This window comes from Allobosea massiliensis, from assembly GCF_042655245.1.
Classification (GTDB): Bacteria; Pseudomonadota; Alphaproteobacteria; order Rhizobiales; family Beijerinckiaceae; genus Allobosea; species Allobosea massiliensis.
Map to the genome: position 1 here is coordinate 39607 of NZ_JBHSLU010000019.1, position 21292 is coordinate 60898.

Below are 21292 nucleotides of genomic sequence, written 5' to 3' on the forward strand. Positions count from 1 at the left end.
GCTACGAGAACGCCGCCTTCAGGTCGAGCGTCCCGACCGTGCCGATCGCCTCGTAATTGCGCTTCAGCCAGCGCCTGGCCGCCGCACGACCGATGTCGCGCAGGCGCAGCAGGAAATCCCAGTCCGCATTGAGCCGCGAGGAGGAGGTCATCTCCGCCAGCGGCGGGCCGCCATCGATCCGGTGCATCAGCACGCGCTTGTACTCGTTCTTGTCGAGCTTGCCGCTGTCGACCAGCCGGTTGACGAAGTCGATAGCGCGCAGTTCGCGCAGCAGCGAAGCGTTGAAGGTGATCTCGTTCAGCCGGTCCTGAATGTCGCGCGCCTTGGTCGGCAGCTCCTTGCGCAGCAGCGGGTTGATCTGGACCAGCAGGATGTCGTCGCCCGCCGCCTCGTAGAACAGCGGGAACAGCGCCGGATTGCCCATATAGCCGCCGTCCCAATAGGCCTCCTTGCCGATCTCGACCGCCTGGAACAGCATCGGCAGGCAGGCCGAGGCCATCAGATGGTCGGCGGTCAGCTCCGGCCCGTTGAACAGCTTGATCTTGCCGCTGCGGACATTGGTGGCGGCGATGAACAGCTTCACCTGCGTGCAGGCGCGGACCTTGTCGAAATCGATCAGATCCGCGATCACCCCGCGGAGCGGATTGATGTTCAGCGGGTTGATGTCGTAGGGGCTCGCCACCTTCGAGAACATCTCGAACCAGAGCATGCCCGGCGGCACGCCGTTGCTGCCGCCCCAGGCGCCGAGCAGCGTGTCGATCAGCGAGCGCTCGGAGCCGCCATATTTCCCGTCGACGCTGATCGCCCGCCAGAAGGTCTCGAGCTTGCTGCGCGCGCCCTCGGGCCCGCCCTCGATCCAGCCTTCCGCCAGCACGACGGCGTTCATCGCCCCCGCGCTGGTGCCCGACAGCGCCTCGATCGCGAGCCGCCCATCCTCCAGGATCGCGTCCAGCACGCCCCAGGTGAAGGCGCCATGCGCGCCCCCGCCCTGAAGCGCGAGCGAGACCGATTTCTGCGCCTTGGGGCCGGCGAGCCCCAGGATGGGCGATGCCGCTTTCTTGCGGCCGGTCACGCGGCGGTCCAGCCGCCATCCATCGGCAGCGTCGTGCCGGTGATCGACTTGGCCGCATCGGTGCAGAGGAAGACGGCGAGCGCCGCCACCTGCTCGACGGTGACGAACTCCTTGGTCGGCTGGGCCGTGAGCAGCACGTCGTTGATGACCTGCTCCTTGGTCAGCCCGCGCGCCTTCATCGTGTCGGGGATCTGCTTTTCCACCAGCGGCGTCCAGACATAGCCCGGCGCGATCGCGTTCACCGTGATGCCCTTGGTCGCGACCTCGAGCGCCACCGTCTTGGTGAAGCCGGCGATGCCGTGCTTGGCCGCGACATAGGCACTCTTGTAAGGCGAGGCGACGAAGGCATGCGCGCTGGCCGTATTGATGATCCGGCCCCAGCCCTTCGCCTTCATCTTCGGCAGCGCGGCGCGGGTGGTGTGGAAGGCCGAGGACAGGTTGATCGCGATGATCTGGTCCCACTTCGCCAGCGGGAACTCGTCGACCGGAGCGACATGCTGGATGCCGGCATTGTTGACGAGGATGTCGACGGCGCCGAACTCGGCCTCCGCCTGGGCGATGAAGCCGGCGATCTCCTCGGGCTTGGTCATGTCGGCGGCCGAGAACAGCACCTTGACCCCGAACTCGTTGGCCAGTTCGGAGCGCAGCGTCTCCGCCTCGTCGGCGGGCAGGATGCCGTTGATGACGAGATGGGCGCCCTCCTTGGCGAGAGCCCTGGCATAGGCGAGCCCGATGCCGGAGGTGGATCCGGTGATGGCGGCCGCACGGTCTTTGAGAAACATCGGCGTCTGGGCTCCTGACAATCGCTCGAAAAGTGCTTAGGTTCGGCCGGACAGGGCAGCGCCGCCGCGGCGGGACCGCCCGGACAGGATCGCCGCACGTTGCCCGATGACCCTTCGCAACGCAACATGACCAAAATGCAGCCGCACGCCCACAGCCATGGCGACCATGCCCATGCCTCGCACGAGGCCGGCGAATGCCGCCATGCCCATGACCACCGCGCCCATGCCGAGGAAGCGCTCGCCCGCGCCGAGCGGATCTGCCGCGAGCGCGGCCTGCGCATGACGCCGATCCGTGCCAAGGCGCTGCAGGCGCTCCATGCCGATCACCGGCCCGTCGGCGCCTATGATCTCGCCGACCGCATCTCGCCCGCCGGCGGGCGCCGGCTGGCGCCGATCTCGATCTATCGTGCGCTGGATTTCCTGGTCGAGCAGGGCTTCGTCCACCGGCTCTCCTCGCGCAACGCCTATGTCGCCTGCCTGCACGGCCATGGCGCGGGCGATGTGGTCGCCTTCCTGATCTGCGAGGCCTGCGGCGGCGTCGACGAGGATTCCTCGCCGGCGATGAAGCAGGCCGTAGCCGCCATCGCCCAGTCTCGCCAGTTCGCCCCCTCGCATCAGGTCGTCGAGATCGTCGGGCGCTGCGAGCATTGCCGGAACCTGCAGTCATGAACGGAACGCGCGAGACGGAGCACGGCCGATGAACGAGCGGGCCCTCCCCTGCCTCGGCGCCGAGCATTCGGGGCCGCAGCCGCGCCATCTCACCGTGCCCGTGCGCGTCGGCAATGTGCTCGTCGGCGGCGGCGCGCCGATCGTCGTCCAGTCGATGACGAACACCGACACCGCCGACATCGCCGCCACCGTGGCGCAGGTCGCGGCGCTCGCCCGGCAGGGCTCGGAACTCGTCCGCATCACGGTCGACCGCGACGAGGCGGCGGCTGCCGTGCCCAAGATCCGCGAGCGTCTCGACCGCGTCGGCATCGACGTGCCGCTGATCGGCGATTTCCATTATATCGGCCACAAGCTTCTGGCGGAGCATCCGGCCTGCGCCGAGGCTCTGGCGAAATACCGGATCAACCCCGGCAATGTCGGCTTCAAGGACAAGAAGGACCGCCAGTTCGGCCAGATCGTCGAGCTCGCGATCAAACACCGCAAGGCCGTCCGCATCGGCGCCAACTGGGGTTCGCTCGACCAGGAGCTGCTGACCGCGCTGATGGACGAGAACGCGCTCCAGCCGCGCCCGCTCGATGCCCGCGCCATCATGCGCGAGGCGATGGTCCAGTCCGCCCTGCTCTCGGCGGTTCGGGCGGAGGAGATCGGGCTCGGCAAGGACCAGATCATCCTCTCCGCCAAGGTCTCGGGCGTGCAGGACCTGATCACGGTTTACCGCATGCTGGCCCAGCGCTCCGACTACGCCATCCATCTCGGCCTCACCGAGGCCGGCATGGGCTCCAAGGGCATCGTCGCCTCCTCGGCGGCACTCGGCATCCTGCTGCAGGAGGGCATCGGCGACACGATCCGCTTCTCGCTGACGCCCGAGCCCGGCGGCGACCGCACACTCGAGGTCAAGGCGGCGCAGGAACTGCTGCAGACCATGGGCTTCCGCGCCTTCGTGCCGCAGGTCGCCGCCTGCCCCGGCTGCGGCCGCACCACCTCGACCGTGTTCCAGGAACTCGCCCGCGACATCCAGGACTGGATCGCCGGCTCGATGCAGGACTGGAAGACGCGCTATCCCGGCGTCGAGGCGCTGAACGTCGCGGTGATGGGCTGCATCGTCAACGGACCGGGCGAATCCAAGCATGCCGATATCGGCATCTCGCTGCCCGGCACCGGCGAGGAGCCGACGGCTCCGGTCTTCGTCGACGGAAAGAAGGTCAAGACCCTGCGCGGTCCGGCGATCGCCGCCGAATTCAAGGCGATGGTGGCCGACTACGTGACCCAGCGCTACGGCCGGCGCGCCGATGCGGCCGAGTGACACGACGGCGCAACGCCTGTCGTGTTCCGGATGCATGACGGTGCCTTTGCGTGAGGACGCCGTTATGCTAGAGGCCCCGGCCTTTCGCTGCAGCGCAGCGCGCGCGGAGATCCCCGATGGGGCATGACCTGACGAATCCCCCGACCCAGAGGACGGAGGATTCCCGTTTCGGCCTGGACAACGGTCACAACGGACATCACGGCCCGGCCAAGCATGGCCATGGCAGCTACGCGGCGCTGGCGCTGGGCGCGCTCGGCGTCGTTTATGGCGACATTGGCACGAGCCCGCTTTACGCCCTGCGCGAAACCGTGCTGGCTGCGACGGGCGCGGCCTCGGGCGGCCATGGCGGCGCGTCCGACATCGTGCTGGCGGCCCCCATCCCGCGTGAGATCATCATCGGCGTTCTCTCGCTGATCCTCTGGTCGCTCGTCATCGTCGTCACGCTCAAATATGTCGTGCTGCTGCTCAGCGCCGACAACAACGGCGAAGGCGGCACGCTCACCCTCGTCGCCCTGGCGCAGCGGGCCCTGGGCCGCATGCGCGGTGGCGTCGTGCTGTTCCTCGGCATGGCCGGGGCGGCGCTGTTCTACGGTGACGCCGTCATCACGCCGGCGATTTCCGTGCTGTCGGCGGTGGAGGGCATCAAGCTCGTGACGCCGGCGCTCAACGACTATGTCGTGACGATCGCCTCGGGCATCCTGATCGCACTCTTCCTCGTCCAGAGCCGCGGTACCGCGAAGGTCGCGAATTTCTTCGGCCCGATCATGATGGTCTGGTTCCTGACGCTCGCAGGCTTGGGCATCTATCACATCGCCGACGATCTCGGCGTCTTCGCCTCGATCAACCCCTATTGGGGCTTCCGCTTCTTCTTCGACCATCCCGGCGTCTCGCTCGCCGTGCTCGGCTCAGTCTGCCTGGCGGTGACGGGCGCCGAGGCGCTCTATGCCGATATGGGCCATTTCGGCCGCGGGCCGATCCGCAGCGCCTGGATCTGGATGGTGTTTCCGGCCCTCTGGCTCAACTATCTCGGCCAGGGCGCGCTGATCCTCTCCGACCCCACGGCCATCGACAACCCCTTCTACAAGCTGGCCCCGGAAGGCTTCATCCTGCCGCTCGTGGTGATGGCGACGGTGGCGACGATCATCGCCAGCCAGGCCGTGATCACCGGCGCCTTTTCGCTGACGCGCCAGGCGATCCAGCTTGGCCTGCTGCCGCGCCTCGAGATCCGCCACACCTCGGAACAGACTTCGGGCCAGATCTACATCCCGCGCATCAACGTGATGCTGCTGGTCGTGGTGCTGCTGCTGGTCTGGACCTTCCGGACCTCGTCCAACCTGTCGCATGCCTATGGCATTTCGGTCTTCGGCGCGATGATGGTGGATTCGCTTCTGGCCTTCATCGTCATCTGGAAGGGCTGGCGCTGGTCGCTGGCCGCCACGCTGGCGGTGGTGACGCCCTTCCTCGTCATCGACGTCGCCTTCTTCGCGGCCAACATGCTGAAGCTGTTCAGCGGCGGCTATGTGCCGGTGCTGCTCGCGATCATGCTCATCGTCCTGATGTGGACCTGGGTGCGCGGCACCAAGATCCTCTTCGACAAGACCCGCAAGACCGACGTGCCGCTGCTCGAACTCGTCGGCATGCTTTCCAAGAGCCCGCCCTATCGGGTCAAGGGCATGGCCGTGTTCCTCACCAGCGATCCCGAAACCGCGCCGGCCTCGCTCCTCCACAACCTCAAGCACAACAAGGTGCTGCATGAGCGCAACGTGATCCTGACCGTGCGCTCGGCCGACACGCCGCGCGTCGCCGAGGAGGAGCGCGTGCGGCTCTCCCGCATCACGGACGATTTCTGGCGGGTCGACCTCGTCTATGGCTACATGGAGAGCCCGAACGTCCCCAAGGGGCTGGCCGTGCTGCGCAAGCAGGGCTTCAAGTTCGACATCATGTCGACCTCGTTCTTCCTCTCGCGCCGCTCGATCAAGGCCTCGCCGCAGTCGGGCATGCCGGTCTGGCAGGACAATCTCTACATCTCGCTGACCAAGAGCGCGACCGACGCCACGAGCTTCTTCCAGATCCCGACCGGCCGCGTCGTCGAGGTGGGAACGCAGGTCACGGTGTGACGGCTCGCCGTCATTGCGAGCGTAGCGAAGCAATCCAGAGCCGCAGCGCTCGACGTCCCCTGGATTGCTTCGCTACGCTCGCAATGACGGCCTAAAGTCAATCCATCCGCGCCGCCGTCTCCGGCACCTTCCGCACCCGCTCGCGATAAAGCAGATAGAGGCCTGACGCGATCACGATCGTCGCGCCGGCGAAGGTCCAGCCATCGGGGAACTGCCCGAAGACGAACCAGCCGAGGGCGATCATCCAGATGATCTGGGAATAGATGAAGGGCGCCAGCACCGTCGCGGGCGCGAGCCGGTGCGCCAGGATCAGCAGCCAGTGGCCGAAGCCGCCGATCAGCCCGGTCCCGAGCAGGATCGCCCAGACCACCGGCGTCTGCGGCATCGACCAGAAGAATGGGATCAGCGGCAACATCGCCACCGTGCCCGCCACGCCGGAATAGACCATCGTCGTCTCGGGCGGATCGAAGGCCGCGAGCTGCCGCGTCGCCAGCGCATAGAAGCTGTAGCAGATGCAGCCGAACACGCTGAGGATCGCCGCCGGATGCAGCCCTCCGAAGCCCGGCCGCGTGATCACCAGCACGCCGATGAAGCCGACCGCGATGGCCGCCAGCCGGCGCGGACCCGGCCATTCGCCCAGCATCGGCCCCGCCACCAGCGCGACCAGGAGCGGGCTGGCGAACATGATCGAGACCGTCTCGGCCAATTGCAGATACTTGACCGCGACGAAGTTCAGCATCGTCGAGCCGAGTAGCAGCAGCGAGCGCACCCCCTGCAGCACCGGGCGCTGCGTGCGCAGGACGCCCGGCCGGCTCCAGGGGTTCAGCAGCATCAGCACCAGCACCATGCTGCCGGCATAGCGCGCGAACACGATCTGGACGGGATCCATATAGGCCGACAGCCATTTCGCGCTGGTATCGAGCAGGGCGAAGAACAGCACCGCGCCGCAGATCAGCGCGATGGCGATCAGTCGGGAGCGGCGGGTTTCAGGCAGGTGGGTGGAGGCGGCGGGCAATACGGGTCCCGTCATGCGCGGCTGGAATGGCCGCGCCAGATTGAACCGATTTGCGCCGGTCGGCCAGCGCCGCGGCGCATGCGCTCCATGCGCGACCGGGACGCGCTGCGCCCGCGATGTGGGGCTCAGGCGTCGCTGTCCGCCTCGTCGCCATCCGCATCCGCGTCGTCGGCCTCGACACCGGCCTTGGACAATCCCTTGGCCGCCTTCCGCAGCAGCCGGCGCAGCTGCTTGCGCTCCTTACCGTCGAGCCGGTCGAGCAGCTCCTCCTCGACCTGTGTCCAGACAGCATCCAGCGCCTCGGCGGTCTTGTGTCCGCTTTCCGTCAGTGCGACCTGGACGAGCCGCCCGTCGCGCCCACCGCCCTCACGCGTCACCAGGCCCTGGGTCGAGAGCCGGCCGATGGTCTTGGAAACGGTCGGCGGCTTGACGCGCAACAGCGAGGCGAGCTCGCCCATGGTCATCGGCGCCGGCTGGAGCGCCTTGAGCGCCTGCTCCTGCCCGGGAAACAGGCCAAGTGCGTTGAGCCGCTCACCCATCCGGGCGCGATGCAGCCGCGCCGTGACGAGCAAGGCCCGCCCGACGCTCTTCTCGAGTGCCTTGGTCATCTCGCTCGCTCCCCAGCTCAACTCCGGGCTTGATCCTTATGCGGATCAGGAAGTCGCTTCGCCGGCTGCGTGTTCGCCCGGCAAGATGACGGTGTGATGACAGTTCCGGCCGCGCTGTCACAGAGCACGTATCTGCGCCTCGACCCTCGCCAGAAAAGCCGCCCGTCCCTCCGGCGTCGCCCGGTTCATGTCGTAATGGGCGAGATAGCGCGGCCGCGCTGTCGGGTGACACACCGCCCGCAGCACGCGGCAGACCGCCTTGCGTGGAGGGTCCCCCATCAGCAACGCCCGCCAGCGGGTGCCGCCATAGGTGGTGACGGCGACGAGCCGGCGAATGTTCCAGAGATTGGGCCGGACCTTGCCGTCGACCAGCTTGAACGAGATGCCGGGCAGGAAGACGCGGTCGAAGAAGCCCTTGAGGATCGCCGGATAGCCGAAATTCCAGACCGGGAAGCACAGCACCAGCGCCTCCGCCGCCTGGACGCGGGCGACATAGCCGGCAACCGGATCGGTGTTCGTGGCGAGGTCGTGATAGCCGACACGCTCGGCCCGGCTCAGCAGCGGATCGAAGCCCTCGGCATAGAGATCACAATCATCGACCTCGTGCCCGGCCGCCGTCACCGCCTCGACGACGGTCGCATGCAGCGCCGCGCCAAAGCTCTCGGGATTGGGATGGGCGTAGAGGACGAGGACGCGCATCCTCAGGCGACCCCGGCTTCGGACAGGCTGCGGAACAGGAAGGTGCCGCCCGCCTTGTAGTCGTAGGAGGGGTCTTCCCAGGCGATCATCTTGCCCGGGTTGAGCAGGCCCTGCGGGTCCGCCTCGCGCTTGAAGGACAGCTGCGCCTCGTCGGTCTGCTTCATGCCGCCTTCCTCCAGCGTGTAGCGGTGCGGGTTGAAGATCGGCGCGCCCATCTCTTCATGGATCATCATGATCTCCTCCAGCCGCTCCTCCGTGGTGAAGCGCACCAGGGGCAGGCCGAAACAGGTGACCTTGCCGTCGAAGCGAACGAATTCGAGATGGCAGACCACCTCGTCTCCGAAGCGGGCATGGATGCGATCGACCAGATCGACCTGGTTCGGGAAGGGATAGAGCACCTGCAGATAGGTGATCGCGGGATCGACCCGCAGCGCCCGCAGCGTGGTGTGGTTCCAGCCCAGTTCGTAAGCCGGCGGCAGGCCCTTCGCCTCCTCCGGCGAGAGCTTGTCCGAGCGCAGCAGCAGGTCCGCCCCCTTGAAGCGTCGCGCATAGGCGAGCAGCGACTCGACCGCGAAATCCGCGACCATGACGATGACGAGATGGCTGTCGCGCGGCAGGAACTTGCGGTGGCGCAGGAAATAGTCGTGCGGCGCGGGCGCGGCCACGACGCAGAGATTCTTCAGCGCCAGCCCGTCCTGCTCGCCGAGACTGTTAGCGAACTCGGTCGCCGCGCGCAGGGTGGGAAAGCCGAGGATCGCGTCGACCCACTCATAGGCCGGCCCGAGCGGCATCTCGACCTGGGTGATGATGCCGTTGGTGCCATAGGCATGGGCGACCTTGTGCAGATCCTCGCCCTGGAGCTCGAGGATGCGGGGGCTCGCCTCCATCGTCGCGACCCTGAGCCGGATGATGTTGCCCCAGTCGCGCAAGCCACCCCATTTGATCGATCCGACGCCGCCCGAGCCGCCGGCGATGAAGCCGCCGATCGAGGCCGTCTGGTAGGTCGAGGGGTGCAGCCGCAATTCCTGCCGCGAATGCGCCCGCGTCTGCTCGTCGATCCGCGCCATGATCGCGCCGGGCTCCGCGACATAGCGGCCGGGTGCGATGTCGAGCACCTGGTCGAAGCCCGAGAGATCGAGCAGCACCCCGCCCGAGAGCGGCATCGCCTGGCCGTAGTTGCCCGTGCCCGTGCCGCGCGGCGTCACCGGGATGCCGAGCGCATGGCAGGCGCCCAGCACCTCCAGCACCTGCGCCTCGCTCGTGGGCGAGACCACGAGATCTGCGGTGACATGGTCGAGCTGGCGCTTCAGCACCGGCGAGTACCAGAAGAAGTCGCGGCTCTTCTGCTTCACCAGCGCCGGATTGTCCTCGCTGCGGATCGAGCCGAGGCGGGCCTTGAGCGCGGCGATGTCGTAGCGGGTGGTCATGTGATGCGGCTCCACCGTCATGCTCGCCCTTGTGGCGAGCATCCACGCCTTGAACTCAGGTCTCGACGAACCAAGACGTGGATGGTCGGGACAAGCCCGACCATGACGGTCAAGGCGAACAAGAGACTCACGACCGCACGCCCATCAGGTGGTCCAGTTCGCGATGGTCCGGCAGCGTCGTGTCGATCGCGCGGCCGGCGACCAGCACCGTGCGGTCGGCCTGCGGGCGGGCGAAGAACTCGGTCCAGTCGCGTGCGCGGGTCAGGATCAGGTCGGCCGGGCCGCCGGGCGACAGCACGCCCTTCCCGTCCAGCCCCATGATCGCAGCCGGCGTCCGCGCCACCGCATTGGCCCAGTCGGTCCCGGCATGGTCGAGCTGGAGGATGCGGGTGCCCTCGCGCAGCACCTCGATCAGGTCGAGATCGCCATAGGCGTAGAACGGGTCGCGGGTGTTGTCGGAGGCGATCATCACCGGCACACCGGCCGCCTTCAGCTCGTGCAGCGCAGTGACGCCGCGCCAGCGCGGGGTGCGGCCGGGCTGGCGGTCCTGCAGATACATGTTGCACATCGGCAGCGAGACGACCGCGATGCCGGCCTCCCTGACCTTGGCGATGATGCGGGCCTCGGCCTGCGGCTCCTGCAGCGCCAGCGAGCAGCAATGCCCGGCGAGGATCCTGCCGGTGAAGCGATGCCGTATCGCGGCGTCCGCAATGTGCTCGAGCGAACGCGCGGCCGGATCGTTGGTCTCGTCGACATGGAAGTCGAGATCGAAACCGTGGTCGATCGCCGTGCGGAAGACCACGTCCAGCGCCGCATCGAGCTCGGGGATCATGTAGCTGACGCAGCCGAACAGGCGGTCGCCATGAGCCTTCACCGCCGCGACGACATCGCGGATATGGCCTTCGTCCAGCGCGAACTGGATGCCGAAGAGCGGCGAGCCCTGGATCGCGATCCGCCCCGCCCATTCCGCCCGCAACTCCGCCAACACGGGCCAGGAAAGGCCGATCTGCTTCCCCAAAGAATCGATATGCGTCCGCACGGCAGCCGTGCCATGCGCGAAGGCGCAGCGCAGGCCGAACTCCATCCTTGCGCGGACATCGGTTGCCGACCAGTTCGCCTCGCGGTCGGCCATCACGCTGTTCAGCGCGCCCATGAAGCTGCCGTCGGGATTGCGCCGGCGCGGCCAGATATGGCCCTTGTCGAGATGGATATGGCAATCGACCAGGCGCGGCAGCACGATGCCGCCGTCGAGATCGACGGCAGGCCCTTCGCCAAGCCCCTCGGCCCCAGCCGGCAGGATCGAGGCGATCCGCCCCTCCTCCAGCGCGAGATCGACCAGCGCCAGTCCGTCGCGATCGGCGGCGAGCCCGCCAGCCTCGACGAGGCAGAGCGGCACGCGGGCGGCCGTCAGGCGAAAGGACGGGGCGGACGGCACAGCGGCGAAACCGGTACTCACGGGAACAGCATCTCCATCGGCCTCGCCATGCACGATCGATACCGGCGCGCTTGACGGCGGGCAAGCCGGCGCCGCATGAGGGCGGCTTCCCGCCGATGGAGAGTGTCCCCATGCCGCAGGCCCGCTTGATCGATGGCAAGGCCATCGCCGCTGCTTTGCGTGCCGAGATCGCGACCGAGATCGCCGTCATCAGGGCAGCGAGCGGCCAGGTGCCGGGCCTGCATGTGGTGCTGGTCGGCGACGATCCGGCGAGCCGCGTCTATGTCGCGTCGAAGGAGAAGCTGGCGGTCGAGGTCGGCATGAATTCGGTCGCTCACCGCCTGCCGGCCGAGACGACCCAGGCCGCGCTGCTGGCCAAGCTCGCCGAGCTCAACGCCGACGACGCGGTCGACGGCATCCTCGTGCAATTGCCGCTGCCGAAGCATCTCGACACCGCCGCCGTGATCGACGCCATCGACCCGGCCAAGGATGTCGACGGGCTGCACCCGCTCAATGCCGGCCGTCTCGCCGGCGGCAAGATCGCACCCGAGCAGCTGCTCGTGCCCTGCACGCCGCTGGGTTCGATGCTGCTGCTGAAGAGCGTCCTGCCTGCGCTGTCGGGGCTGGAGGCGGTGGTGATCGGCCGCTCCGAGCTCGTCGGCCGCCCCGTCGCGCAATTGCTGCTTCAGGCCGACTGCACGGTGACGATCGCCCATTCGCGCACCAGGGATCTGGCCGCCGTCGTGCGCCGCGCCGACATCGTCGTCGCCGCCGTCGGCCGCCCCGGCTTCGTCAGGGGCGAGTGGATCAAGCCCGGCGCCGCCGTCATCGATGTCGGCATCAACCGCCTGCCCGACGGCAAGCTCACCGGCGACGTCGCCTTCGCCGAGGCCGTCGAGATCGCCGGCGCGATCACCCCCGTCCCCGGCGGCGTCGGCCCGATGACGATCGCCTGCCTGCTGCGCAACACGCTGACGGCGTTCAAGGCGCGGCGAGGCGGCTGATCCGGATCACCATCGGCCCTGTCAGGCCAGAAATCCTTCGATCACCAGCCGCAATGGCGGCAGGTCGTCGCTGACGACATTCCAAACAATGTCCGGATCGATGCGGTAGCACTCGTGCCGCATCAGGTTTCCGATGGCGCGGATGCCGTGCTAATCGACATCCTTCCGCGTTGCGAGAAGGTCATCGGGGAGATGCCGCACCGCTTCGGAGATGATCTCCAGCAAGCGCTCGGTACCGCGTTGGAGAAAGCGGTCGGCGCTGAAGCTGGCCAGATCATGCCCGGCTGCGGCCTCCTCGATGAGAGAGATGGCATCCAGGATTTCTTGCAGGACGACGGCGACGTCGCGCGCCATCAGAAGATCCGGACGGCTTCGCTCTCGATCTGATCGCGGAGCTTGGGATGCAGGCTGTTGCGCGTCGTCAGATCGATCTCGATTCCAAGCGCATCGACGAGGAAGGCGTGCATCCCGGCGAGATCAATCAGCGAGAACTTTCGACCCGGTGCGACGTCGATGAAGACATCGAGATCACTGTCGTCTCGCGACTCACCACGCGCCGTCGAACCGAACAGATAAGCAGCCTCGGCCCCGCGGGCGCGCAGCGCATCCGCATGTCGTGCCAGTTCGGTCGTGGCCTCATCCCGCGTCATGGCCCCATCCTACACCAGACGGGGCCAGACGCGAAGATTGGCCGCCCTCACATATGGATCTGGCGCTTCTCGACCGCCATCGCAGCTTCCTTGACCGTCTCGGCCAGCGTCGGATGGGCGTGGCAGGTGCGGGCGAGATCTTCCGACGAACCGCCGAACTCCATCAGCACGGTCACTTCCGCGATCAGGTCGCCGGCGCGCGGGCCGATGATGTGGCAGCCCAGCACGCGGTCGGTCTTGGCGTCCGCCAGCACCTTCACGAAGCCGTCGGTCTGGCGCATGGCGCGGGCGCGGCCATTGGCGGTGAAGGGGAACTTGCCGACCTTGTAGTCGACGCCCGCCGCCTTCAGCTCTTCCTCGGTCTTGCCGAGCGAAGCCACCTCCGGCGAGGTGTAAACGATGCCGGGGATCGCATCGTAGTTCACATGGCCGTGCTTGCCGGCGATGATCTCGGCGACCGCGACGCCCTCGTCCTCCGCCTTGTGCGCCAGCATCGACCCGCGCACCACGTCGCCGATGGCGTAGATGCCGGCGACATTGGTCTTGAAGTGGTCGTCGATGACGACGCGGCCCCGCTCGGTGGCGACGCCCGCGCCCTCCAGCCCGAGCCCGTCCGTATTCGGGCGGCGGCCGATCGCCACCAGCACGATGTCGGCGGCCAGCGTGCTCGCCTCGCCGCCGGCCGAGGGCTCGACCGTCAGCGTCGCGCCGCCCTTGGCACCCGTCTCGACCTTGGTGACCTTGGCACCGAGGCGGAAGGTGAAGCCCTGCTTCTCCAGGATGCGCTGGAACTGCTTGGCGACCTCGGCATCCATGCCGGGCAGGATGCGGTCGAGATATTCGATCACCGTGACCTTGGCGCCGAGCCGACTCCAGACCGAGCCGATCTCAAGACCGATCACGCCCGCGCCGACCACGACCAGCTCCTTGGGGACGGCGGCGAGTTCGAGCGCCCCCGTCGAGGTCACGACCGTCTTCTCGTCGATCGTCACGCCCGGCAGGCCTGCGGCCTCGGAGCCCGTGGCGATCACGATGTTCTTCGTCTCGAGCTCCTTGGTGGAGCCGTCCTCGGCGGTGACGACGACCTTGCCCGCTCCGGGAATCGAGGCGGTGCCGTGGAAGGGCTCGATCTTGTTCTTCTTCAGCAGGAAGCTGACGCCGTTGACGTTGGCGTCGACCGTCTCCTGCTTGTGGGCGAACATCGCCTTGAGGTCGAGCTTGGGCTCGCCGACGACGATGCCGAGCTTGCCGAAGCTGTGCGCGGCCTCCTCGAACATCTCGGAGGCATGCAGCATCGCCTTGGAGGGGATGCAGCCGACGTTGAGGCAGGTGCCGCCATGCGTCTTGCGCTTCTCGACCACCGCGACCTTGAGGCCGAGTTGGGCGGCGCGGATGGCGCAGACATAGCCGCCGGGGCCGGTACCGATGACGACGAGATCGTAGGACATGGAGCTTCTCTCGTGAGATTCAGGCGATGATATCAGGTTCGGGCGAGGGAGGGGCCCGGGATCGGACGCAAGCGAACGGGACGGATGGCCATGGACGTCTCCCTTGCCCTCAGAAAACCACCCGCACCGCCATCAGCATCAGCCCCGCGAGCGAGACGAGCCAGACCAGCGTACGCAGGCGGGGGACGCCCGCGAGATAGAGCGGCAGATAGACCACCCGCGCCACCAGCCAGATCAGGCCGCCGAGCAGCCCGATCCCGTCGGCGCGATCCCGCAGCATCAGTAGCGCGACCAGAAGCACGAAGGCCGGGAAGGTCTCCTGGAAGTTGCGCAGCGCGCGGTCGGCGCGTCCGGCGAACTTCCCCATGGGAGCGCTGCCCTCGTCGCGCGGGCCGGCATTCCAGGCCGAACCGCGCTCGCGCGTGACGCTCGTCACCTGGGCGGCGATGTGGACGAGCAGGAGGACGACGCCCGCGACGCCCAGCGCCGCCATGGCTCCATCCCCCTGCACGGCCACGGCCTCAGAGGTCCAGGACGAGACGGGCCGGGTCCTCCAGCCCTTCCTTGATGCGGACGAGGAAGGTCACCGCTTCCTTGCCGTCGATGATCCGGTGGTCGTAGGAAACCGCCAGATACATCATCGGGCGGATCTCGATCTTGCCGCCGACCACGACCGGGCGCTCCTGGATCTTGTGCATGCCCAGGATCGCCGACTGCGGCGCGTTCAGGATCGGCGTCGACATCAGCGAGCCGTAGACGCCACCGTTCGAGATGGTGAAGGTGCCGCCCTGCATCTCCTCGATCTTGAGGGCGCCGTCTCGGGCCTTCTTGCCGAACTCGCCGATCTTCTTCTCGACGCCGGCGATGGAGAGCTGGTCGGCGTCGCGCACCACCGGAACCACGAGGCCCTTCTCGGTGCCGACGGCAACGCCGATATGGTAGTAGTTCTTGTAGATGATGTCGGTGCCGTCGATCTCGGCATTGACGGCCGGGATCTCCTTCAGCGCCTGCACGCAGGCCTTCACGAAGAAGCCCATGAAGCCGAGCTTCACGCCGTGCTTCTTCTCGAAGACGTCCTTGTACTGGTTGCGCAGCGCCATGACGTTGCTCATGTCGACCTCGTTGAAGGTCGTCAGCATGGCCGCGTTGGACTGCGCCTCCTTGAGGCGGCGCGCGATGGTCTGGCGCAGCTTCGTCATCTTGACGCGCTCTTCGCGCGAGGCGTCGTCGACCGGCGACGGCGCACGGACCTGAACCGGCGCAGCCGGGGTCGACGAGGCCACCGCCGGGCCGGTCGCGATCGCGGCCAGCATGTCGCCCTTGGTGACGCGGCCATCCTTGCCCGAGGCATTGACGGTCGAGGGATCGACGCCGCTCTCGGCGGCGAGACGCGAGACGGCCGGGCCGGAATCGCCGGCCTTGGTGGCGGGCTTGATCTCGCTGTCGCCGGCGACCGCGCCGGACTTCGCCTCGGCGGCGGCGCCCGTCGTTTCGCCGGCCTTGCCGGCCGCCTGCGCGATCGCGGTGTCGGCCTTCTTCTCCTCGGCCTTGGCGGCGGGCGCGGCGCCCGCGCCACCGGCCGAGATCATGCCCAGCAGCGCGCTGACGCCGACGGTGTCGCCTTCCTTGGCGACGATCTCGCCGAGCACGCCGGCGGCCGGCGCGTTGACCTCGAGCGTCACCTTGTCGGTCTCGAGCTCGACCAGCGGCTCGTCGGCCTTCACGGTGTCTCCCGGCTTCTTGAACCACTTGCCGATGGTGGCCTCGGAGACGGATTCGCCGAGGGTGGGTACGCGGATTTCGGTCGCCATGTCAGGCCTCTGTTCTGTTCTGTCTGACGGTGTCGGTGTCTGGGCGTCAGCCGGCGAAGGCTTCGTCCAGGAAGGCGTTGAGCTGGGCGAGATGCTTGGACATCAGGCCGGTCGCCGTCGCGGCCGAGGCCGGGCGGCCGACATAGCGCGGCCGCTTCGACTTCGAGCCGGCATGGCCCAGCACCCATTCCAGATAGGGCTCGACGAAGGTCCAGGAGCCCATGTTCTTCGGCTCCTCCTGGCACCACACGACATCGGCGCCTTTGAAGCGCGCCAGCTCCTGCGCCAGCGACTTCAGCGGGAAGGGATAGAGCTGCTCGACGCGCATCAGATAGACGTCGTCGATGCCGCGCTTCTCGCGCTCCTCCAGCAGGTCGAAATAGACCTTGCCGGTGCAGAGCACGACACGGCGGATCTTCGAATCCTTGACCAGCTTGGTCGTCGAATTGCCGCGCTCGGCGTCGTCATGCAGCACGCGGTGGAAGGTCGAGCCCTCGGCCAGCTCCGCCAGCGTCGAGACGCAGCGCTTGTGGCGCAGCAGCGACTTCGGCGTCATCAGGATCAGCGGCTTGCGGAAGTCGCGCTTCAGCTGGCGGCGCAGGATGTGGAAATAGCTCGCTGGCGTCGAGCAGTTCGCCACCTGCATGTTGTCCTCGGCGCACATCTGCAGGAAGCGCTCGAGGCGGGCGGAGGAGTGCTCCGGCCCCTGGCCCTCATAGCCATGCGGCAGCAGGCAGACGAGGCCCGACATGCGCAGCCACTTGCGCTCGCCCGAGGAGATGAACTGATCGAACACGACCTGCGCGCCATTGGCGAAGTCGCCGAACTGCGCCTCCCACATCGTCAGCGCATTCGGCTCCGACAGCGAGTAGCCGTATTCGAAGCCGAGCACGGCCTCTTCAGAGAGCATCGAGTTGATGACCTCGTAGCGGGCCTGGCCGTCGCGGATATGGTTCAGCGAGGTGTGACGGGCTTCCGTCTCCTGGTCGATCAGCACCGAATGGCGCTGTGAGAAAGTGCCGCGCTCGCAATCCTGGCCGGAGAGGCGGACCGGGTTGCCGTCGAGCAGCAGCGAGCCGAAGGCCAGCGCCTCGGCGGTCGCCCAGTCGATGCCTTGCCCGGTCTCGACCGCCTTGCGGCGGTTGTCGAGGAAGCGCTGGATCGTCTTGTGGACGTTGAAGCCGGGCGGCACCGCCGTGATCTTCTCGGTGATCTCCTTGAGAACGGCCGCGTCGACGCCGGTGGCGCCGCGGCGCGGATCGTCCTCGTCGGCGCGGATCGCCTTCATGCCGGCCCAGCGGCCGTCGAGCCAGTCGGCCTTGTTCGGCTTGAAGGCCTGGCCGGCCTCGAACTCGACCTCGAGCTTGCCCTTCCAGGCGGCGCGGGCCTCGTCGACCTCGGCGGCCGACAGCACGCCCTCGGCCTCGAGCTTGGCGGTGTAGAGCTCCAGCGTCGTCTTGTGGCCGCGAATCTTGCGGTACATCAGCGGCTGGGTGAAGCCCGGCTCGTCGCCCTCGTTATGGCCGAAGCGGCGATAGCAGAACATGTCGATCACGACCGGCTTGTGGAACTTCTGCCGGAACTCGATCGCCACCTTCGCCGCGAAGACCACCGCCTCCGGATCGTCGCCGTTCACATGGAACACCGGCGCCTCGACCATCTTCGCCACGTCGGACGGATAGGGCGAGGAACGCGAATAGCGCGGATAGGTGGTGAAGCCGATCTGGTTGTTGATGATGAAGTGGATCGAGCCGCCGGTGCGGTGGCCCTTCAGCCCCGACAGGCCGAGGCACTCCGCCACGACGCCCTGGCCGGCGAAGGCCGCGTCACCATGGATCAGCAGCGGCAGCACCTTGGAGCGCTCGACGATGTCGCCGAACTGGTCCTGCTTGGCGCGCACCTTGCCGAGCACCACGGGATCGACGATCTCGAGATGCGAGGGGTTCGCGGTCAGCGAGATATGGACGTTGTTGCCGTCGAACTCGCGGTCGGACGAGGCACCGAGGTGGTACTTCACGTCGCCGGAGCCCTCGACGTCATCGGGGGCGAAGGAGCCGCCCTTGAACTCGTGGAACAGCGCGCGATGCGGCTTGCCCAGAACCTGGGTCAGCACGTTGAGACGGCCGCGATGGGCCATGCCGACGACGATGTCGCGCACGCCGAGCGCGCCGCCGCGCTTGATGATCTGCTCCAGCGCCGGGATCAGAGCCTCGCCGCCGTCAAGGCCGAAGCGCTTGGTGCCGGTATACTTCAGATCGATGAACTTCTCGAAGCCCTCGGCCTCGACCAGCTTGTTCAGGATGGCCTTCTTGCCCTCGCGGGTGAAGGCGATCTCCTTGTCCGGCCCCTCGATGCGCTCCTGCAGCCAGGCCTTCTGCTCCGGATCGGAGATGTGCATGAACTCGATGCCGACCGTGCTGCAATAGGTCCGCTGCAGCACCGCGACCATCTCGCGCACCGTGGCGAATTCCATGCCGAGCACGTTGTCGATGAAGATCTTACGGTCGAGATCGGCCTCGCCGAAGCCGAAGGCCGCCGGCGACAGCTCCTCATGGTCCGTGCGGCTCTCGATGCCGAGCGGATCGAGCTTGGCATGGAGATGGCCGCGCATGCGGTAGGCGCGGATCAGCATGATGGCGCGCACGGAATCGCGCGTCGCCTGCTGCACGTCGGCCGGCGAGATCTCGACGCCCTTGGCCTGGGCCTTGCCCTTGAGCTTGTCGGAAACGACCTTCTCGACCACGGCCCAGTTGCCGTCCAGCGCCGAGACGAGTTCGCCATTGGCGTGGATCGGCCAGTTCGGCCTGGCCCAGGAGGCGCCCTTGGCGTTCTGGACGATGGCCTGGCCCTCGTCCTTCAGCCCGGCGAAGAAGCCCTGCCACTGCTCGTCGACCGACTTCGGATCGGCCTGATAGCGGGCATAGAGGTCCTCGATATAGGCCGCGTTGCCGCCATAGAGGAAACCCGTCTGCGCGAGAGCCTCGTTGATGTCCTGGCGAGCCATGATCGTTTCCGCCCTTTTCCTGCCTGCCTTGCTACGTCGTCATGCTCGGGCTTGACCCGAGCATCTCTGCGGGAGCTGGCTCGGGGAGAGATGGTCGGGTCAAGCCCGACCATGACGCCCTTTTGCCGCTCCGCGGGCCTCAGCCCTTCAACACCTCGACCAAGGTCTTTCCAAGGCGCGCCGGCGAGGGCGAGACCCGGATGCCGGCCGCTTCCATGGCCGCGATCTTGTCCTCGGCGCCGCCCTTGCCGCCCGAGATGATCGCGCCCGCATGGCCCATGCGGCGGCCGGGAGGGGCCGTGCGACCGGCGATGAAGCCGACCATCGGCTTCTTGCGCCCGCGCTTGGCCTCGTCCTTGAGGAACTGCGCCGCGTCCTCTTCCGCCGAGCCGCCGATCTCGCCGATCATGACGATCGACTCGGTCTTGTCGTCGGCCAGGAACATCTCGAGCATGTCGATGAACTCGGTGCCCTTGACCGGGTCGCCGCCGATGCCGACGGCCGTGGTCTGGCCGAGGCCCTCGCGCGTGGTCTGGAACACCGCCTCATAGGTCAGCGTGCCCGAGCGCGAGACGATGCCGACCGAGCCGGGCTTGAAGATGTTGGCCGGCATGATGCCGATCTTGCTCTCGCCCGCCGTCACGACGCCGGGGCAGTTCGGCCCGATCAGCCGCGACTTCGAGCCGATCAGCGAACGCTTGACCTTGACCATGTCGAGCACCGGAATGCCCTCGGTGATGCAGATGATCAGCGGGATCTCGGCATCGATCGCCTCGCAGATCGCATCCGCCGCGCCCGGAGGCGGCACATAGACGACGGACGCGGTCGCGCCGGTCTTGGCCTTAGCCTCGTGGACGCTGTCGAAGACCGGCAGGCCGAGATGGAGCGAACCGCCCTTCCCCGGGGAGGTGCCGCCGACCATCTGCGTGCCATAGGCGATCGCCTGCTCGGAGTGGAAGGTCCCGTTCTTGCCGGTGAAGCCCTGGCAGATGACTTTGGTGTTCTTGTCGATCAGGATGGACATGGTTGCTCCTCAAGCCTTCTTGATCGCGGCCACGATCTTCTGCGCGGCGTCGTCGAGGTCGTCGGCGGGGATGACGTTGAGGCCCGAGGACGAGATGATGTCCTTGCCTTCCTGGACGTTGGTGCCCTCGAGGCGAACGACCAGCGGGACCTGCAGGCCGACGGCCTTCACCGCGGCGATGACGCCGCGCGCGATGACGTCGCACTTCATGATGCCGCCGAAGATGTTGACCAGGATGCCCTTCACCTTCGGGTCGGCGGTGATGATCTTGAACGCCGCCGTCACCTTCTCCTCCGAGGCGCCGCCGCCGACGTCGAGGAAGTTCGCAGGGCTCTCGCCATAGAGCTGGATGATGTCGAGCGTCGCCATGGCGAGGCCGGCGCCGTTGACCATGCAGCCGATCGTGCCGTCGAGCGCGATATAGGCGAGGTCATACTTCGAGGCCTCGATCTCCTTCTCGTCCTCTTCCGTCGTGTCGCGCAGGGCGACGATCTCGGGGTGACGGTAAAGCGAGTTGGAATCGAACGAGATCTTGGCGTCCAGGCACTTGATCTGACCCTGCTTGGTCACGATCAGCGGGTTGATCTCCAGCATGTCCATGTCCTTGGCCACGAACGCGGTGTAGATCTGGCCCAGCACCGTGCCGGCCTGCTTGGCGAGGTCGCCGGAGAGGCCGAGGATGCGCGCCATGGCGCGGCCGTGGTGGGGCATGATGCCGGTGGCGGGATCGACCGTGATGGTCTCGATCTTCTCGGGCGTGTCATGGGCGACCGCCTCGATGTCCATGCCGCCTTCCGTCGAGATCACGAAGGCGATGCGCGAGGTCGCGCGATCGACCAGCGCCGAGAGGTAGAACTCCTTCTCGATGTCCGAGCCGTCCTCGATATAGAGGCGGTTGACCTGCTTGCCGGCCTCGCCCGTCTGCACCGTGACGAGCGTGTTGCCGAGCATCTCCTTGGCGTGGGCCTCGACCTCCTCGACCGACTTGGCGAGACGCACGCCGCCCTTGGCGTCGGGGCCGAGCTCCTTGAACTTGCCCTTGCCGCGGCCGCCCGCATGGATCTGCGACTTCACGACATAGAGCGGCCCGGGCAGCTTCTTGGCGGCCTCGACCGCCTCCGCCACCGACAGGGCGGGGAAGCCGGCGGAGACCGGCGCGCCGAACTCCTTGAGAACGGCCTTGCCCTGGTATTCGTGGATGTTCATGTGCTCGGTTTCCCTGGA

The 21292-nt window shown here is 67.3% G+C and carries 18 protein-coding genes and 1 pseudogene; 4 read left to right on the top strand and 15 right to left on the bottom strand.

Going from position 1 to position 21292, the window contains the following annotated elements; all coding sequences use genetic code 11:
- Position 1: 1 nt before the first annotated feature.
- Positions 2 to 1072, bottom strand: a complete 1071-nt coding sequence (locus ACFPN9_RS10325; protein ID WP_066726057.1) for a patatin-like phospholipase family protein — start codon at positions 1070 to 1072, stop codon at positions 2 to 4.
- Complete coding sequence (locus ACFPN9_RS10330) at positions 1069 to 1854, bottom strand: 3-hydroxybutyrate dehydrogenase (protein ID WP_066726054.1); 786 nt, start codon at positions 1852 to 1854, stop codon at positions 1069 to 1071. Before ACFPN9_RS10330 ends, ACFPN9_RS10325 begins: the two co-directional genes overlap by 4 nt.
- Positions 1855 to 1980: 126 nt before the next feature.
- On the opposite strand from ACFPN9_RS10330, the gene ACFPN9_RS10335 reads away from it, so the two are divergent.
- From ACFPN9_RS10335 to ACFPN9_RS10345, 3 genes are all read left to right on the top strand, one after another.
- Positions 1981 to 2523, top strand: a complete 543-nt coding sequence (locus ACFPN9_RS10335; RefSeq protein ID WP_082737675.1) for a transcriptional repressor — start codon at positions 1981 to 1983, stop codon at positions 2521 to 2523.
- Between the two features lie 28 nt (positions 2524 to 2551).
- Positions 2552 to 3826 (top strand): flavodoxin-dependent (E)-4-hydroxy-3-methylbut-2-enyl-diphosphate synthase, encoded by a 1275-nt coding sequence (gene ispG / locus ACFPN9_RS10340; RefSeq protein WP_066726051.1) that lies wholly within the window; start codon positions 2552 to 2554, stop codon positions 3824 to 3826.
- 116 nt (positions 3827 to 3942) lie between these two features.
- Positions 3943 to 5943, top strand: coding sequence for a potassium transporter Kup (locus ACFPN9_RS10345; protein ID WP_082732972.1), 2001 nt, complete (start codon positions 3943 to 3945; stop codon positions 5941 to 5943).
- A 97-nt stretch (positions 5944 to 6040) separates the two neighbouring features.
- Here the strand turns inward: ACFPN9_RS10345 and ACFPN9_RS10350 are convergent, their stop codons facing one another.
- From ACFPN9_RS10350 to ACFPN9_RS10370, 5 genes are all read right to left on the bottom strand, one after another.
- The gene (locus tag ACFPN9_RS10350) at positions 6041 to 6973 is read right to left on the bottom strand and encodes a DMT family transporter (RefSeq protein ID WP_067997496.1); all 933 of its coding nucleotides are present in this window, start codon (positions 6971 to 6973) and stop codon (positions 6041 to 6043) included.
- Positions 6974 to 7083: 110 nt separating this feature from the next.
- A complete protein-coding gene (locus tag ACFPN9_RS10355) occupies positions 7084 to 7566 on the bottom strand; it encodes a MarR family winged helix-turn-helix transcriptional regulator (protein ID WP_067997493.1) in 483 nt (160 codons plus the stop codon).
- A gap of 117 nt (positions 7567 to 7683) precedes the next feature.
- The gene (locus ACFPN9_RS10360) at positions 7684 to 8265 is read right to left on the bottom strand and encodes an NAD(P)H-dependent oxidoreductase (protein WP_068075062.1); all 582 of its coding nucleotides are present in this window, start codon (positions 8263 to 8265) and stop codon (positions 7684 to 7686) included.
- 2 nt (positions 8266 to 8267) lie between these two features.
- Positions 8268 to 9692: an FAD-binding oxidoreductase gene (locus ACFPN9_RS10365; RefSeq protein WP_068075093.1), complete on the bottom strand. Its 1425-nt coding sequence runs from the start codon at positions 9690 to 9692 to the stop codon at positions 8268 to 8270.
- Between the two features lie 127 nt (positions 9693 to 9819).
- Positions 9820 to 11148, bottom strand: a complete 1329-nt coding sequence (locus tag ACFPN9_RS10370; protein WP_068075065.1) for a cytosine deaminase — start codon at positions 11146 to 11148, stop codon at positions 9820 to 9822.
- A gap of 110 nt (positions 11149 to 11258) precedes the next feature.
- Here ACFPN9_RS10370 and folD point away from each other — a divergent pair, with 110 nt between their 5' ends.
- On the top strand, positions 11259 to 12131 hold the full coding sequence (gene folD / locus ACFPN9_RS10375) for a bifunctional methylenetetrahydrofolate dehydrogenase/methenyltetrahydrofolate cyclohydrolase FolD (protein WP_068075096.1): 873 nt from the start codon (positions 11259 to 11261) through the stop codon (positions 12129 to 12131).
- Between the two features lie 21 nt (positions 12132 to 12152).
- Here the strand turns inward: folD and ACFPN9_RS10380 are convergent.
- The 8 genes and pseudogenes from ACFPN9_RS10380 to sucC all read right to left on the bottom strand — a co-directional run bounded on the left by ACFPN9_RS10380 (position 12153) and on the right by sucC (position 21274).
- A pseudogene (locus tag ACFPN9_RS10380) lies at positions 12153 to 12485 on the bottom strand (HepT-like ribonuclease domain-containing protein).
- Positions 12485 to 12781 (bottom strand): nucleotidyltransferase family protein, encoded by a 297-nt coding sequence (locus ACFPN9_RS10385; protein ID WP_068075073.1) that lies wholly within the window; start codon positions 12779 to 12781, stop codon positions 12485 to 12487. Before ACFPN9_RS10385 ends, ACFPN9_RS10380 begins: the two are co-directional and overlap by 1 nt.
- Positions 12782 to 12828: 47 nt before the next feature.
- Entirely contained in the window at positions 12829 to 14229 is a 1401-nt protein-coding gene (gene lpdA, locus ACFPN9_RS10390) for a dihydrolipoyl dehydrogenase (RefSeq protein WP_377816825.1), read from the bottom strand.
- Positions 14230 to 14338: 109 nt separating this feature from the next.
- Positions 14339 to 14722: an MAPEG family protein gene (locus ACFPN9_RS10395; protein WP_068075081.1), complete on the bottom strand. Its 384-nt coding sequence runs from the start codon at positions 14720 to 14722 to the stop codon at positions 14339 to 14341.
- Positions 14723 to 14750: 28 nt separating this feature from the next.
- Complete coding sequence (odhB, locus tag ACFPN9_RS10400) at positions 14751 to 16040, bottom strand: 2-oxoglutarate dehydrogenase complex dihydrolipoyllysine-residue succinyltransferase (RefSeq protein ID WP_068075083.1); 1290 nt, start codon at positions 16038 to 16040, stop codon at positions 14751 to 14753.
- A gap of 46 nt (positions 16041 to 16086) precedes the next feature.
- Positions 16087 to 19044, bottom strand: coding sequence for a 2-oxoglutarate dehydrogenase E1 component (locus ACFPN9_RS10405; protein ID WP_068075085.1), 2958 nt, complete (start codon positions 19042 to 19044; stop codon positions 16087 to 16089).
- Between the two features lie 139 nt (positions 19045 to 19183).
- Positions 19184 to 20068 (bottom strand): succinate--CoA ligase subunit alpha, encoded by an 885-nt coding sequence (sucD, locus tag ACFPN9_RS10410; protein WP_068075088.1) that lies wholly within the window; start codon positions 20066 to 20068, stop codon positions 19184 to 19186.
- A gap of 9 nt (positions 20069 to 20077) precedes the next feature.
- The gene (sucC, locus tag ACFPN9_RS10415; RefSeq protein ID WP_067997450.1) at positions 20078 to 21274 is read right to left on the bottom strand and encodes an ADP-forming succinate--CoA ligase subunit beta; all 1197 of its coding nucleotides are present in this window, start codon (positions 21272 to 21274) and stop codon (positions 20078 to 20080) included.
- Positions 21275 to 21292 lie beyond the last annotated feature (18 nt).

Coding starts and splice junctions, on each gene's coding strand:
- sucC (WP_067997450.1), bottom strand. CDS start 21,274: ATGAACATCCACGAATACCAGGGCAAGGCCGTTCTCAAGGAGTTCGGC.
- ACFPN9_RS10345 (WP_082732972.1), top strand. CDS start 3,943: ATGGGGCATGACCTGACGAATCCCCCGACCCAGAGGACGGAGGATTCC.
- ACFPN9_RS10355 (WP_067997493.1), bottom strand. CDS start 7,566: ATGACCAAGGCACTCGAGAAGAGCGTCGGGCGGGCCTTGCTCGTCACG.
- ACFPN9_RS10335 (WP_082737675.1), top strand. CDS start 1,981: ATGACCAAAATGCAGCCGCACGCCCACAGCCATGGCGACCATGCCCAT.
- lpdA (WP_377816825.1), bottom strand. CDS start 14,229: ATGTCCTACGATCTCGTCGTCATCGGTACCGGCCCCGGCGGCTATGTC.
- folD (WP_068075096.1), top strand. CDS start 11,259: ATGCCGCAGGCCCGCTTGATCGATGGCAAGGCCATCGCCGCTGCTTTG.
- ACFPN9_RS10395 (WP_068075081.1), bottom strand. CDS start 14,722: ATGGCGGCGCTGGGCGTCGCGGGCGTCGTCCTCCTGCTCGTCCACATC.
- ACFPN9_RS10385 (WP_068075073.1), bottom strand. CDS start 12,781: ATGACGCGGGATGAGGCCACGACCGAACTGGCACGACATGCGGATGCG.
- odhB (WP_068075083.1), bottom strand. CDS start 16,040: ATGGCGACCGAAATCCGCGTACCCACCCTCGGCGAATCCGTCTCCGAG.
- ACFPN9_RS10405 (WP_068075085.1), bottom strand. CDS start 19,044: ATGGCTCGCCAGGACATCAACGAGGCTCTCGCGCAGACGGGTTTCCTC.
- ACFPN9_RS10360 (WP_068075062.1), bottom strand. CDS start 8,265: ATGCGCGTCCTCGTCCTCTACGCCCATCCCAATCCCGAGAGCTTTGGC.
- ACFPN9_RS10330 (WP_066726054.1), bottom strand. CDS start 1,854: ATGTTTCTCAAAGACCGTGCGGCCGCCATCACCGGATCCACCTCCGGC.
- ACFPN9_RS10365 (WP_068075093.1), bottom strand. CDS start 9,692: ATGACCACCCGCTACGACATCGCCGCGCTCAAGGCCCGCCTCGGCTCG.
- ACFPN9_RS10350 (WP_067997496.1), bottom strand. CDS start 6,973: ATGACGGGACCCGTATTGCCCGCCGCCTCCACCCACCTGCCTGAAACC.
- ispG (WP_066726051.1), top strand. CDS start 2,552: ATGAACGAGCGGGCCCTCCCCTGCCTCGGCGCCGAGCATTCGGGGCCG.
- sucD (WP_068075088.1), bottom strand. CDS start 20,068: ATGTCCATCCTGATCGACAAGAACACCAAAGTCATCTGCCAGGGCTTC.